Genomic DNA, 12927 nt, shown 5'->3' on the forward strand with positions numbered 1-12927 from the left:
AGAGCCGGTCCGTCTTCTCGAAGCCGGGCTCCGGGAGATTGTCGTAGCGGATCACGTAGAGGCCGCGCGCTGCGAGGCGTTCGCAAAAGTCTTTCGGCCACCAGAGCATCGATGCCATTGCACCCATGACAAGCAAGAGGGCCGGATCGGACGGATTGCCGAAGGTCTCTGTGGCGAGTTCCACGTCAATGTCGGTCTGAATCATGCGCATTGTGTTTTCTCCATCGCCCGCTGGGGCTTCGTTGGCGTGAGCGGGCGCCGCAATGCCGCAGAACGCCATCGCGGTGGCGGAAAGCAGGAAGGCGCGGCGCGTCTGTTTGCGTTCGGAATTGCTCACGGGATCTCCCTAATGATTGCTTATTGCAACCGGTTAATTTTTACAACTGGTTGCACGCTAATTTAACCGATGGCATATTGCAACTGGTTTTTTCTGGAGAAGACTTTGAACACGAAAAATGAAGTCGCCACCGGGCATCGCTCGGGTTGTCCGATCAATCTCACCGTGGAGGTGGTTGGCGATAAATGGAGCCTGATCGTCGTGCGCGACATGATGTTCGGGAACAAGCGTCACTTCCGCGATCTGCTGACCCACTCGCAGGAGAAGATCGCGTCAAACATTCTGGCCGACCGTCTGCGAAGGCTTACCGCCGAGGGGATCGTCTCGAAAGCGGACGATCCGAGCCATAAGCAAAAGGCGATCTACAGCCTTACGGAGAAAGGCATCGAATTGGTGCCTGTCTTTGCGATGATCGGCGCGTGGGGCAGCAAATGGCTGCCGGTAAGCGAGGAATTGTCGATCCGCGCCAGATTGCTTGAAGAGGGCGGCCCGCCGCTCTGGGAAGAGTTCATGGACGATTTGCGCGTAGCGCATATGGGTGTAATGCCGGATCCGAAGAAGACTGGTCCCGATGTGCGTGAGCGCTTGCAGGCCGCTTACGAGGCAGTGCTCGCGCGCCAGGCATCCGGTCGGGCGTCCGAAGTGACTGGTTGAGTTTGCGGGCCGGCGAAATGCCGAGTCTTTTCAGGTCATTGCACTCGCCGGCTCACAGAGTGATTCAGGCGGCCTCCGCCTTGAGGTCTTCCGCCTCGAGCGCCCGTTTGACCGAAGCTTGCCGTTCGACCCGGCCCATATATTCCTGAAGCGCGACAGGGCTTTCGGTATCGGTCATGTGCGCCCAGCGCAGCATCACATAGAGAAAGGCGTCGGCCACGCCGAATTGTTTCCCGAAAAGGAAGTCGTCTGTCAGGCGTTCGGCGATGTAGTCGAATCGGCGTTCGACGCTCTGCCGCTCATGTGTCTTGGAATCTTCGTGCGGGCTGAAAAACACGCGAATGAAGGGTTTGTGAATTTCTGCCTCGATAAAGGCCAGCATCTCGATGAGCCGCGTGCGCTCCATCGGGGTCTGCGGCCGCAAATGGTCGGCCTGTTCGGCGATCCATGAAAGAATGGCGACATTCTCCGTCAAGAGCGCATCGTCGTCCATCACGAGCGCGGGAACGTAGCCCTTGGCGTTGACGGCCGCGTAATCCTCGCCGCTCTTGGTGGTGCGGGTGGGTATATCCACCTCCACCGTTTCGAAGGCGAGGTCGGCTTCGATCAGCGCGATATGATCGGCGAGGCTGCACGCGCCGGCGGTCATGTAGAGTTTCATCGGTCTCTCCGTGTTTTCATTGTCAGGCGAGTTCGCAAAGCAGTGTGCCGAGCTTGTCGAAGGTCTCGTTCCAACCCTCTTCATGGCCGTCGCGCGATGCCGTTGAGGTGAAGAACGCCTGATGGAATTGCATCCTGGTTTTGCCTTCCGGCGTTTCGCTGAAGATCACGGTCACACGGGTCTCGTGGCCGGGCTGGTCGTTGCCGTCATGCCAGGCATGCGTAAAGACGAGACGCTCGGGCGGCGTCACCTCTTCATAGCGGCCGCTCAGCCAGTGATCTTCTCCGTCGGGCGAGCGCATGCAGGTGCGGAACCAGCCACCCGTGCGAATGTCGCCTTCGGACGAGGGTATGGTGAAGCCTGTCGGACAGGACCAGCGGTCGAGATGCTCTTGTTTCGTCCAGGCCTCGAACACAAGCGCACGCGGCGCGTCGAACGTGCGGTTGATGTACAGTTCTGCGTCTGCCTTGGTGGCGGTATCGTCATTCATGACGTCTTCCTTCCCTGAAGTGCGTTCAGATAGTCGTCGAGGCGGTTGAAACTGTCATCCCAGAAGCGGCGGTAATTCTCTACCCAGCCGGCGATCTCCTTCAGCGGTCCGGCCTCCAGTCGGCACGGGCGGAACTGTGCGTTGCGACCGCGTGAAACGAGCCCGGCTCTCTCCAGCACCTTGAGGTGCTTGGAGATCGCTGGAAGCGTCATCTCGAACGGCTCGGCTAGTTCGTTTACCGTTGCTTCGCTTTTGGAAAGCCGGGTCAGGATCGCGCGGCGTGTCGGGTCGGCGAGGGCGGAGAAAGTGGTGCTGAGCGGATCGGTCTGCATTTATTTCACCTAAAAGTTAATTAGCTAATTGGTAAAATACGGAGGATGCGTTGCATGTCAAGCAGCGGTTTTCCGTCCGTGTCCACGACCCACTTGCCAGTCGCGTCGGCCTCGTTTATGGAAATTCTCATGATCACGCGCCCGACAGTTTCCTTATCCGCTCGTGCCGCCTTTGCTGGCGCGACCGTGCGCGCGCTGACCTCAAGCCTTCTTCTTCTCGGCCTTATCGGCGATCGCCGGGTCCGTTGAAGGAGCGCCCGGCGATCGACGTCGCCGCTTGGCAGATGCTCTTTCTCCAACACCGCAAATTACTGTTGACAGGCCCGCCGTGCGAAGCGCACGCAATCGGTGCCGGGAGAAAATTGAATGGACGCGCAGAATACGATGACTGACATGGCGGAAAAACGGGCGGATGAGGGCGAAGCTTCATCGAAGCAGAAAGGGATGCCGGACGCTTCGACCAAGTATCAGCCCTATCCGCAGATTGATCTTGCGGATCGCACCTGGCCTTCGAAACGTATCGAAACGGCACCGATCTGGTGTTCGGTCGATCTGCGCGACGGCAATCAGGCGCTGGTGGATCCGATGGGGCACGAGCGCAAGGCGCGCATGTTCAACCTGCTCCTCGATATGGGGTTCAAGGAGATCGAGGTGGGGTTTCCCTCCGCCTCGCAGACGGATTTCGATTTCGCCCGCTGGTGCATCGAGGAAGCCGGTGTGCCAGACGATGTTTCACTGCAGGTTCTGGTGCAGTGCCGCCCCGAACTGATCACCCGCACCTTCGAGGCGCTGGAGGGCGCAAAACGCCCCATCGTCCATTTCTACAATTCCACCAGCGAGTTGCAGCGCCGCGTCGTGTTCGGCAAGGACGTTGCCGGCATCAAGCAGATTGCCACGGACGCTGCCAAGATGGTTATGGACATGGCCGCAAAAGCCGGCGGCGGCTACCGTTTTCAGTATTCGCCCGAGAGTTTTACGGGCACGGAACTCGATGTGGCGCTGGAAATCTGCAACGCCGTCATCGAGATTATCGAACCGACGCCGGACAACAAATTGATCGTCAATCTTCCGTCCACCGTCGAGATGTCGACACCGAACATCTATGCCGACCAGATCGAATGGATGTGCCGCAATCTCGACCGGCGCGAGAACCTGATCGTTTCACTGCATCCGCACAACGACCGCGGTACCGGCATCGCCGCCACCGAGCTCGGTCTGATGGCGGGCGCCGACCGTGTCGAGGGCACGCTGTTCGGCAATGGCGAGCGCACCGGCAATGTCGATATCGTGACCCTGGCGCTCAACATGTACACGCAAGGGCTCGACCCCGAACTGGACTGCACCGACATCAATCGCATGAAGGATGTTTACGAACACTGCAACCAGCTCGTCATTCCCGAGCGGCATCCTTATGTCGGCGAACTGGTCTACACCGCATTCTCCGGCTCGCACCAGGATGCGATCAATAAGGGCATGAAGGCCATCAAGACGGCCAACAAGCCATTGTGGGAAGTGCCTTATCTGCCCATCGATCCGCAGGATGTGGGACGCTCCTACGAAGCGATCATCCGCATCAATTCGCAGTCGGGAAAGGGCGGCATCGCCTATGTTATGCAGGCCGATTACGGCCTCAACCTGCCGCGCAACCTGCAGGTCGAGTTTCGCAGCGACATTCAGGACATTACCGACCGTGAGGGCAAGGAACTGCCCGCGAAGCAGATCTACGAACGCTTCATGGATCTCTACGTCGACCAGCCCGAAGCCCGCATCAAGTTCGTCGATCACCAGACCTTCCCGGATACCGCCGTGAAAGGACAGCGCATCGTCGAGGCAACGATCACGGACAAGGGCGAGGAGAGGGTAATCAAGGGCCTCGGCACCGGTCCCGTCGACGGTTTCATCGACGCGCTCTCCAAACATTTGGGCGTTGACATGTCGGTTGTCGATTATTCCGAGCATTCGATGCAACAGGGCTCCAATGCGGCAGCAATCTGCTACATGGAAGTCCAGCATCCCGGAGGCAAGCTGTTCGGAGCGGGCGTCAACACCAACATCGTCACCGCTTCGCTCGAGGCGGTGGTATCGGCGGCCAACCGGATCATCGGTTGACCGGCGCGCTTTATGCCGAAGACACGGGCGAGGGCGAACGCGCCCTCGTTCTTCTGCATGGCTTTGCCGGCAGCCATCGAAGCTGGGACGCGGTGCGGTCCGCGCTTCCACCGGGTCTGCGCATCGTCGCTTACGATCTGCCGGGCCACGCCCGCTCGCTCGATCTGCCCGGCGCCGGCAAGGCCAGGGTCGGGGCGCAAGCGGTTGTCGACGATCTCGCCGGGCGCGGCATCGAGCGCTATCATATGGCCGGTCACTCTTTCGGTGGCGCCGTCTGTGTGCTTGCCGCCGATCTTGCACCGCAATCCGTCGCATCGCTGGCACTCATAGCGCCGGGCGGTTTCGGTCCCGAGATGGCGGGCGAGCTGATGTCCGCGCGGGCGCAAGCCCAGACCGACGCCGAGATCGCCGCCGCCATGCAGGGCATGTTCGGCCCGCATGCGAGGGTCCCTCCCGACACGATAGCCGCGGCCATCGCACTTGATTGCGCGCCGGGGCAGCGCGAAAAATTGATTGAAATCAGTGCCATGATCGTCCGTGATGGGCAGCAGGGCGTCTTTCCGCGCATAATGCTCGAGGCGCTGGCAATGCCTGTCCACATTGCCTGGGGGACCCAGGATGCCGTGCTTCCGTTCCACCAGGCGAATGGGCTGCCCGAGCGCTTCGCCGTTCGCCCTTTGCAGGGTTGCGGCCACATGCTGCCCGAAGAAGCGCCGGCGGAGGTGGCTCGCTTCATAACGGGAAGCCTGTGCCACGCCTGACGTCTTCCCCCGCTTTTATTCATGTTTCTCATGAACTTGTTTCGTTTACGCCGCTTTCAGAAGCGGAACAAAACGTGATGATTTTCTGTTTTAGCCATGTTAACGATGGGTTAACGCTGAGTTTCGGTTAGGAGTCCCGCCCATGAGTGAGGCTGGTCAGTCCGCGGTTTCGGTTACCAATGTGCGCAATCTTTCGGATGCGATGCGCGAGATGAAGAACGCGGCTGCCGACAGGGCGGATGTGGTCGTCGACATGCGCGAGGCAAGCCGCACAAGGCTGGAATTGCTGGCGCAGGAGTTGCAGCCGGTTTTCGCGGATGTGCCGGCGGACGACGCCGCATTCGACTTCGCCTTGTCTTCGGGCGAGCAACCGCGGCTGTGGATCGACGCCGTGGCCCATGTGGTTATGGGCCGTGACCGTCGAACCTATCGTTTCTTGCGCGACACCCGGCTTGGTCGGGTGGTGCTTGCCGAAAGCACGGAGATCGCGCCCGTCGCCGATCAGGTCACGCGTTACATCGCAGAGCGAATGGTCGAGCGCCAGCGCGTCGTCGAGGGTGATGTCGAAACGTTGCCGCGCGGCGCGGTTGAGGAAACAGAACCTGACGCGGCTCCCTATAGAAGCGCGTGGCGCGGTTTCCTCGGCGGCCTTGGTCTCGTTCTGCTCGGCGGCATTGTCGGCGTCGCCACGGTGGCCGTTGTCATGTGGGATCGTTTCCCGGAGCTTGAGACGCTTCTGTCCCGTTTCTGAGGCAAACAACAAAGTCTCGCCGGGTTTATCGGATTTCCTTCGGTTGAAGGGACCTGATTGCGAGCGTTTGCAATGAAATTTCTGTTTTTCTGCGCCCTGTTCCTCGTGATGGCCGGTGGCGCTTGTCTGGCGGCGGCCGGCTGGATCGGCAGCTCCGTCGACGCGAACGGCTTCCTGCACGAGCCTTTCGCTTTGATTGCACTTGGCTCCATCTCCATCGCGCTTGGGGCGGCCAGCGGCACGTTCGGCATCGGCATTGCGGCCTGGCGCCGGGTGAGCGCGTCCTGAACGGGGATCAGCCGGCTTGTTCGTTTGCCGTGAGCAGCGCGCCCGAGATCTCTCCGATCGTGCCGTCGCCATCGGTAACGCCGCGGCGGGAAAAGCGTATTTCCCATGCGCCGGGCCCACCGTCGATCTCGAAGAGATTGTAATGTGCGGGTGGCTTTGCGCTGCCATGGGCCTGTCCGGCGGCGGCCACGCCAACCACCGGAACCGACGTGCCGTCCGGTCCGTCGATGCGGTGCACGGTCGGCTTGTGGGTGTGTCCATGCAGCACGAGTTCAGCACCGTGCTTGAGGATGAGCGTCTGAAACCGCTTGATGCCGTAAAGGCGCTTTGCCGCGTGGGTTGCGCCGCGCACCGGCGGGTGGTGGATCATGACGACCCGGAAAAGCCCGGCCTTGCCCGTTGTGTCGAGGATTTTCGCCAGCCGTTTGGCCTGTGTCTTGGAGAAGTGGCCGCTGGCCAGAAAGGGCGCTGTTGCCCGTGCGGAGGAAACGCCGATGATGGCGAGATTCTCCCGCGTGCGCACATAGGGAAAAGCGCCTCTGCCCATGGGCGGTTTCTGGCCGTCGCCGGTCATATAGGCCGCCCAGGCCCGGCAGCAGCGTGCCAACGCGCCGGGGACATAGGCATCGTGATTGCCCGGCACCACCGAAATCTTGTCCGCCGGGCCGAGGCTTTCCAGCCACAGACGCGCCATCTCGATTTCCTTGTTGAGGGCGAGGTTGACCAGGTCGCCGGTAAGCGCAATGTGGTCGGGCGCGGCGGCGAGCATGTCGTCGGTGATGCGGTCGATCAGTCCATGATCGAGGTTGAGCCGTCGGTTGCGCCGCCAGTTGATATAGCCGGTGATACGCTTGGAAGCGAGTTCCCGATAGCTTATGGCGGGGAGGGGTCCCAGATGAATGTCGGAAAAATGCGCGAGCCGAAACATGCTTCGTGTGTAGAACACGCAAATCGCCCTGACCACCCCGTAGGATGCAGCAGATGAACGCAGCTTCGCCCGCGCCCAAAAAGCCGGCTCTCAACGCCCGTCTGTTCCATTTCTGGCTGCGGCTCAGCCGTCCCATGACGCTGGGCATGCGCGGCGTTGTCTACGACGCGGAAAGCCATGCGATCCTGCTCGTGCGGCACACCTATGTGAAGGGCTGGTATTTTCCAGGTGGCGGTGTGGAGCCGGGAGAAAGTACCGAGGCGGCGCTCGTGCGCGAACTGGCCGAGGAAGGCAATATCGAGATCTTGCAGCGGCCGGTTCTACGGTCGTTTCACTTCAACCGCGCCGCGAGCAATCGTGATCATGTGGCGGTCTATTTCATAACCCGCTTTCGTCAGACGCAGCCGCATGTGCCCGACCGTGAGATCGCCGAGGCGCGTTTCTTTCCGCTCGATGCCTTGCCCCAGGGCATCAGCGAGGGCACCCGTCGCCGCATCGCCGAGATTTTCGAGAACGCGCCAGTTTCCGACGAGTGGTAATCCATGGCGTCCTTTTTCGCTCATGAGGCGGGAAGACGGTCCGGCGGGCGCATGAGGAGTGGGAGCCGACTTTTCAGTTCAGGCTGCCTTTGCGAACCTTCCCCGATTGTGCGGTGCATCGAGATCGAGTTCGGGCCCCAGCGGCACCACGCCGGTCGGGTTGATGGTCTTGTGGCTTCCGTAATAGTGCGCCTTGATGTGCAGCATGTCGACGGTCCCGGCCACACCCGGTACCTGGTAGAGCTCGCGCAGATAGTTCGACAGGTTCGGATAGTCGGCGATGCGGCGCAGATTGCATTTGAAATGGCCGACATAAACCGGATCGAACCGCGCGAGTGTGGTGAAAAGCCGCCAGTCGGCCTCCGTCAGCCGCTCGCCGGCCAGGTAGCGCTGGCGTGAGAGGCGATCGTCCATCCGGTCCAGCGCGGCGAAGAGTGCTTCGAACGCTTCTTCGTAAGCCGCTTGCGTCGTCGCGAAGCCTGCCTTGTAAACACCGTTGTTGATGTTGTCGTAGACCAGATCGTTGACGGCGTCGATCTCGCTGCGCAGAGCTTCGGGATAGAAGTCGAGCGACGCGTCGCCCCATTCGTCGAACGCCCCGTTCAGCATGCGGATGATCTCCGCCGATTCGTTGGAGACGATTGTCTCCGTCTTCTTGTCCCACAGCACCGGCACGGTGACGCGGCCCGAATAGCCCGGATCGGCCTTTGTGTAGACCTGGTGCATGAAGTCGAAGCCGTGGAGATCGTCGCCCGTCGCGCCGTCTTCCTTGAGGAAGGTCCAGCCGTTTTCGCCCATGAAGTGATGGACGACAGAAACGGAGATAACGTCTTCCAACTTCTTCAGCTTGCGGAAGATCAGCGTGCGGTGCGCCCACGGACAGGCGAGCGACACATAGAGGTGATAGCGTCCGGACTCGGCCTTGAAGCCGCGCTCGCGGCCCTCCGCTGGTGTGCCGTCCCTGGTCACGAAATCCCTGAACTGCGACTTCGACCGTTCGAAGCGCCCCCCGGTCTTGGAGGTGTCGTACCATTGGTCGTGCCACACACCGTCAACGAGCAAACCCATTGTCGAAACTCCTTTGTTTCAGCCGCATGTAGGGCATTGGCGGCACAAACCCAACCGTGTCCGTCGTAAACGCTGCGTCAACAATTTCGTTTCGGAGGCAAAGTTGCGGTGGACGAAGCGAATAATTGCTGCTAGCGGAAATCCCGTTCAGCGAGGACAACGCACGACGATGACCTGGTTTCTGGTGGAGCGACGACGAAAGGACTGAAGGCCCCTGGCCTGGGGCAGGCGCGCCTATTGCCGCTTTCACCTTTCGAGACCACCGGACTTTACGATCATGTCTTCTGCCGACATTCACTACTTGCCGGAACAACCGGCCCACGACGCTGAAATCGAACGCATCAACGAAGAAGCTTTCGGCCCAGGCCGCTTTACACGCGCGGCCTACAAGATCCGCGAAGGCGGACCGCACGAGCGTGCCTTGTCCTTTGTCGCCGTTCACCGCGAGAGCGTCATCGCCTCGGTCCGCATGACCTGGATTGCCGCAGGCAAGGGCAGGGCGCTTCTGCTCGGCCCTCTTGCCGTGCGTCCGACCTTCAAGAGCATCGGCATTGGCCGTAAGCTCGTCCACGTCGCCGTCGAGGCGGCGCGTGAAGCCGGGGCTGGCGCCGTGCTTCTTGTCGGCGATGCGCCTTATTACGGTCCGCTCGGTTTCGAGATGATTTCCCATGGTCGGATAGCCATGCCGCGCCCGGTCGATCCCAACCGGCTTTTGGCAGTGGAATTGCAGCCAGGCGCGGTGGCCCGCCTTGAGGGGGATGTTACCCATGCGGCGCTGGCAACGAAGATTTGACACGTCTGGATTGGCATGCGGCGAAACTATCGTCCTTCGCGATACCACATCGCGCCGAAGGCGAAGAGAAGCAGGGCGAGCGCCAGAAGCCCGGTGAAGACGGGCACCCGGCGCACCGCCTTCAGCACGCTGTCATCGGTGGTTCTGAACCCGATCCAGTCATTGCCGGATGCGTTGCCTGTGCGTCGCACGGGCACGATGTTGGGCAGGTCGTCACCGACGAGACGGCGCACGGAGCCGCCCGTTGCGTCCGCTGCCGGCACAAGTTTCTCCTGCGTCGAGACCATGTCGCCGAATTCCGGCGCGTTCACGGGCCCCACATGGGCCAGTGTCGTCAGGTCGCCATTGACGATGTTGTAGATGCCGATCTCGTTGGTTTCCAGACTGGAAGAGAAGCGGCCGGGGCCTGCGGGGCCGAGCTCGGCTGAAAGCGTGTTGCCGGTGGGCGTGGTAATTTCGGCCGGTGGGGCGCTGTCTTCCATGGTCTGGCGGGTGATCTCCAGCCGCATGCCGCGGCCTGCCGCCGAAAGGCGTTCCTCTTCCAGTTCCGGTTCCTTCATCAGCCAATGCGCGATGCGTCGGTAGAGCGCCACATGCGGACCGCCGCCTTCGAACCCGCGTGCCCACAGCCAGCCCTGATCGGACAGGAACATGCCGACGCGGCCTTCGCCCTTGCGATTCAGGATGAGAAGCGGCTGGTCGTTGGCACCCTGCATGACCACCTGCCCGTCGGGGCGGTCGATGCCGATCTGGCGGAACCAGCGGCTCCATCCGGGCGGTTCGGCAGCCGCACCTTCAAGGCCGCGTGTCACCGGATGGCGTTCGCCGGTCTCCGTCAGGCGGGGATAAAAGCCCTGTTCGAGAACGTCGCCGGTTGGCAGGCCCGGCAGCGCGGCAATCAGCGGTGTACGGGCGATGGACTGGTTGCCGGCGAATTCCGGCCCCGCCGCGATCAGCAGAGCGCCGCCATTTTCCACATACTCGGCGATGTAGTCGTAATAAAGGACGGGCAGCACGTCGCGGTGCTGATAGCGGTCGAAGATGATCAGGTCGAAATCGTCGATCTTTTCCACGAAGAGTTCGCGCGTGGGGAAGGCGATCAGGGATAGCTCGTTGATCGGCGTTCCGTCCTGTTTCTCCGGGGGACGCAGAATGGTGAAGTGTACGAGATCCACCGAGGCGTCGGATTTCAAAAGGTTGCGCCAGGTGCGTTCGCCCGAGTGCGGTTCCCCCGAAACCAGCAGAACCCGCAAATTCTCGCGAATGCCGTCGACCAGCGCCACCGCGCGGTTGTTGACGTCCGTCAGCTCGCCTTCCACGGGGTCGATGGCCAGCTCGATGATGTTGCGCCCGGCGCTCGGCACGTCGATCTCCAGCCGCGTTTCGCGGCCGATCTGCGCCTCCTCGATGAAGCGTTCCTCGCCATTGATGATGACGCGCACATCCACGGGGCCGCGCTGGTTTCCCGTCGCGATCACGCGATAGGTCATCTCCAGAGGCTTGCCGACGATGCCGAAGCGCGGCGCGCGCTCGAAACGGATACGGCGGTCCATTTCGTCGGCCTCGCCGGAGATCAGACCGTGGACGGGTGCGCCGAGTGCCGCCGCGTTTTCGGGAACGTCGTGCACCTGACCGTCGGTGATCAGCACCGCGCCGCCAACGCGAGACGGCGGTACGTCGCGCAGCGCTCCATCCAGTGCCTCGAAGAGATGCGTTTGCGCATTCTCCGCGGCCGAGGAGGCGCGGCCGGAACGGACCACGCGGGTCTCGAATTCTTCGAAGCGGGCGAGACGCGCCTCCAATTCTGCCGCCGCTTCCTCGGTCACTTCGCTGCGCCCGTCGATGGTCGTCTGGCTTTGGCTTTCGTCCACCACCACCGCGACGACGCTCTTCAGCGGTTCGCGTTCCTCGTCGAGCAATACCGGGTTGGCGAGTGCCGCGCCCAGGGCGACCAGGGCCGCGAGACGCAGCCATGCGCCGCGCTGACGCGTCCAGAGGCCCGCAAGCGCGAGCAACGCCACCGGCACCAGCAGCGCTGCCAGAACGGGCCAGGAGAAGAACGGTTCGAAATTGAGCGACCAGTTCATGCTACTGCCCTAGCCGTTCTAGAAGGACCGGCACGTGCACCTGGTCCGATTTGTAATTGCCCGTCAGCATGTACATCATGATGTTGACGCCCGCCCGGTAGGCATAAAGCCGCTGAAGCGGGTCGTTGGGCACGGTGGGCAGAAGAGGTTCGCCGCTGGCGTCCAGCGCCCACGCCCCTGCGAGATCGTTGCCGGTGATCATGATTGGTGTCACGCCGTCTCCCACGCGCACGGGACGGTCGGCGCGCGCCGGCGCGTTGAACGAGGCCTCGACCCACAGGGGGCTGCCGCGATAGCGGCCGGGGAATTCCGGCAGGATGAAGAACGATTTCGTCAGGACATGGTCTTCGGGTACGGGTTCCAGCGGCGGCACGTTGAGGCCCGACAGAATTTCGCGCAGGCGTTGGGTGGCGGGCGTCACCGCATCCGAGCCGAAACCGGCCGAATACTGGTCGCGCGTGTCGAACAGCACCGTTCCGCCGGACTGCATATAAGCGTCGATGCGGGCGATAGCCTCCTCGCTTGGCATCTGCGCGTCGGGGTCGATGGGCCAGTAGATCAGCGGATAGAAGGAAAGTTCATCCGTGGCGATGTCGACGCCCGCGGGCTCTCCCGGTTCCAGCGCCGTCTTGGCGGCGAGAAAGGTCGACAGCCCCTGCAGCCCGGCGCGGCTGGTCGCGTCGAGCGAGGAAAGCCCCGTGATCACATAGGCGATGCGCGTTTGCGAGATGGCTTCGATGGCGTCGGCTTCGCCGGCGCGCTCGTCCTGTGCGTGGGCCGCATCCGGTGTCATCGCCCCCAGCAGGATGCCCATGGCGAGCATGGCTGTTGCTCCCTTGGCCAGTTGCGGCCTGCGGCGTAGGCGGCCGCCAAGCCACAGAACCGCCAGCGTGTCGAGCGCCAGCAGTGCGAGCGCAGCGGCGAAAAGGGGACCTTTCAGGGGCTGTTGTTCGTCGAACCCGTAGCTGATCGAGGTGATTGGTGCGGGAGCTTGCGGGCGCGTGATCGGGGTCAGCGCCGCATCGGGCGCGAGCAGATTGTGCGCCACCACGCCTTCCTCGCTGCCATAGAGCCCGGGCGGATTTTTGAGCGTCACCGCCGTGGCGTCGGCGGCCAGAGGCTCGGCTTC

14 protein-coding genes and 1 pseudogene are annotated in these 12927 nt (G+C 62.0%); 7 read left to right on the forward strand and 8 right to left on the reverse strand.

Annotation, left to right across the window (positions count from 1 at the left end):
* Nucleotides 1-337, reverse strand: a pseudogene (locus tag QZ638_RS17970) (hypothetical protein); the annotation flags it as partial.
* Between the two features lie 105 nt (nucleotides 338-442).
* Here QZ638_RS17970 and QZ638_RS17975 point away from each other — a divergent pair.
* Entirely contained in the window at nucleotides 443-991 is a 549-nt protein-coding gene (locus QZ638_RS17975) for a helix-turn-helix domain-containing protein (protein ID WP_295813287.1), read from the forward strand.
* A gap of 64 nt (nucleotides 992-1055) precedes the next feature.
* Here the strand turns inward: QZ638_RS17975 and QZ638_RS17980 are convergent, their stop codons facing one another.
* The 3 genes from QZ638_RS17980 to QZ638_RS17990 are packed head-to-tail and all read right to left on the reverse strand — an operon-like array spanning nucleotide 1056 to nucleotide 2474.
* The gene (locus tag QZ638_RS17980; protein ID WP_295813288.1) at nucleotides 1056-1652 is read right to left on the reverse strand and encodes a glutathione S-transferase C-terminal domain-containing protein; all 597 of its coding nucleotides are present in this window, start codon (nucleotides 1650-1652) and stop codon (nucleotides 1056-1058) included.
* Nucleotides 1653-1674: 22 nt separating this feature from the next.
* Nucleotides 1675-2142, reverse strand: a complete 468-nt coding sequence (locus QZ638_RS17985) for an SRPBCC domain-containing protein (protein ID WP_295813289.1) — start codon at nucleotides 2140-2142, stop codon at nucleotides 1675-1677.
* Nucleotides 2139-2474 carry a metalloregulator ArsR/SmtB family transcription factor gene (locus QZ638_RS17990; RefSeq protein WP_295813290.1) on the reverse strand — a complete coding sequence of 112 codons (336 nt, stop codon included), beginning with the start codon at nucleotides 2472-2474 and terminating at the stop codon, nucleotides 2139-2141. Before QZ638_RS17990 ends, QZ638_RS17985 begins: the two co-directional genes overlap by 4 nt.
* A 444-nt stretch (nucleotides 2475-2918) precedes the next feature.
* Between QZ638_RS17990 and leuA the strand changes: the two genes are divergently transcribed.
* The 4 genes from leuA to QZ638_RS18010 all read left to right on the forward strand — a co-directional run bounded on the left by leuA (nucleotide 2919) and on the right by QZ638_RS18010 (nucleotide 6383).
* A complete protein-coding gene (gene leuA / locus QZ638_RS17995) occupies nucleotides 2919-4583 on the forward strand; it encodes a 2-isopropylmalate synthase (RefSeq protein WP_295813299.1) in 1665 nt (554 codons plus the stop codon).
* Nucleotides 4580-5344 carry an alpha/beta fold hydrolase gene (locus QZ638_RS18000; protein WP_295813291.1) on the forward strand — a complete coding sequence of 255 codons (765 nt, stop codon included), beginning with the start codon at nucleotides 4580-4582 and terminating at the stop codon, nucleotides 5342-5344. The genes leuA and QZ638_RS18000 overlap by 4 nt, the downstream gene beginning before the upstream one ends.
* Nucleotides 5345-5486: 142 nt before the next feature.
* Nucleotides 5487-6095 (forward strand): hypothetical protein, encoded by a 609-nt coding sequence (locus tag QZ638_RS18005; RefSeq protein ID WP_295813292.1) that lies wholly within the window; start codon nucleotides 5487-5489, stop codon nucleotides 6093-6095.
* 72 nt (nucleotides 6096-6167) lie between these two features.
* A complete protein-coding gene (locus QZ638_RS18010) occupies nucleotides 6168-6383 on the forward strand; it encodes a DUF3955 domain-containing protein (RefSeq protein WP_295813293.1) in 216 nt (71 codons plus the stop codon).
* A 7-nt stretch (nucleotides 6384-6390) separates the two neighbouring features.
* On the opposite strand, the gene QZ638_RS18015 is transcribed toward QZ638_RS18010, so the two are convergent.
* Nucleotides 6391-7311: a metallophosphoesterase gene (locus tag QZ638_RS18015; protein ID WP_295813300.1), complete on the reverse strand. Its 921-nt coding sequence runs from the start codon at nucleotides 7309-7311 to the stop codon at nucleotides 6391-6393.
* A 53-nt stretch (nucleotides 7312-7364) separates the two neighbouring features.
* Here QZ638_RS18015 and QZ638_RS18020 point away from each other — a divergent pair, with 53 nt between their 5' ends.
* Entirely contained in the window at nucleotides 7365-7850 is a 486-nt protein-coding gene (locus tag QZ638_RS18020; RefSeq protein ID WP_295813294.1) for an NUDIX domain-containing protein, read from the forward strand.
* A 78-nt stretch (nucleotides 7851-7928) separates the two neighbouring features.
* Here the strand turns inward: QZ638_RS18020 and QZ638_RS18025 are convergent, their stop codons facing one another.
* Nucleotides 7929-8918, reverse strand: a complete 990-nt coding sequence (locus tag QZ638_RS18025; protein ID WP_295813295.1) for a glutathione S-transferase family protein — start codon at nucleotides 8916-8918, stop codon at nucleotides 7929-7931.
* Between the two features lie 277 nt (nucleotides 8919-9195).
* On the opposite strand from QZ638_RS18025, the gene QZ638_RS18030 reads away from it, so the two are divergent.
* Entirely contained in the window at nucleotides 9196-9711 is a 516-nt protein-coding gene (locus QZ638_RS18030; RefSeq protein WP_295813296.1) for a GNAT family N-acetyltransferase, read from the forward strand.
* Nucleotides 9712-9737: 26 nt separating this feature from the next.
* Here QZ638_RS18030 and QZ638_RS18035 read toward each other — a convergent pair whose 3' ends face one another.
* Complete coding sequence (locus QZ638_RS18035; RefSeq protein WP_295813297.1) at nucleotides 9738-11798, reverse strand: hypothetical protein; 2061 nt, start codon at nucleotides 11796-11798, stop codon at nucleotides 9738-9740.
* Nucleotide 11799: 1 nt separating this feature from the next.
* Nucleotides 11800-12927: DUF4159 domain-containing protein (locus QZ638_RS18040; protein WP_295813298.1), on the reverse strand; the 1128-nt coding region annotated here is incomplete at its 5' end.

It is taken from the genome of uncultured Nitratireductor sp. (assembly GCF_913053745.1).
Lineage (GTDB): Bacteria > Pseudomonadota > Alphaproteobacteria > Rhizobiales > Rhizobiaceae > Nitratireductor.

What these genes read in the sequence shown, in the direction of transcription:
- QZ638_RS18005 (WP_295813292.1), top strand. Translation starts at nt 5,487, where the DNA reads ATGAGTGAGGCTGGTCAGTCCGCGGTTTCGGTTACCAATGTGCGCAAT.
- QZ638_RS17980 (WP_295813288.1), bottom strand. Translation starts at nt 1,652, where the DNA reads ATGAAACTCTACATGACCGCCGGCGCGTGCAGCCTCGCCGATCATATC.
- QZ638_RS18015 (WP_295813300.1), bottom strand. Translation starts at nt 7,311, where the DNA reads ATGTTTCGGCTCGCGCATTTTTCCGACATTCATCTGGGACCCCTCCCC.
- QZ638_RS17985 (WP_295813289.1), bottom strand. Translation starts at nt 2,142, where the DNA reads ATGAATGACGATACCGCCACCAAGGCAGACGCAGAACTGTACATCAAC.
- QZ638_RS17990 (WP_295813290.1), bottom strand. Translation starts at nt 2,474, where the DNA reads ATGCAGACCGATCCGCTCAGCACCACTTTCTCCGCCCTCGCCGACCCG.
- QZ638_RS18030 (WP_295813296.1), top strand. Translation starts at nt 9,196, where the DNA reads ATGTCTTCTGCCGACATTCACTACTTGCCGGAACAACCGGCCCACGAC.
- QZ638_RS18035 (WP_295813297.1), bottom strand. Translation starts at nt 11,798, where the DNA reads ATGAACTGGTCGCTCAATTTCGAACCGTTCTTCTCCTGGCCCGTTCTG.
- leuA (WP_295813299.1), top strand. Translation starts at nt 2,919, where the DNA reads ATGCCGGACGCTTCGACCAAGTATCAGCCCTATCCGCAGATTGATCTT.
- QZ638_RS18010 (WP_295813293.1), top strand. Translation starts at nt 6,168, where the DNA reads ATGAAATTTCTGTTTTTCTGCGCCCTGTTCCTCGTGATGGCCGGTGGC.
- QZ638_RS18020 (WP_295813294.1), top strand. Translation starts at nt 7,365, where the DNA reads ATGAACGCAGCTTCGCCCGCGCCCAAAAAGCCGGCTCTCAACGCCCGT.
- QZ638_RS18025 (WP_295813295.1), bottom strand. Translation starts at nt 8,918, where the DNA reads ATGGGTTTGCTCGTTGACGGTGTGTGGCACGACCAATGGTACGACACC.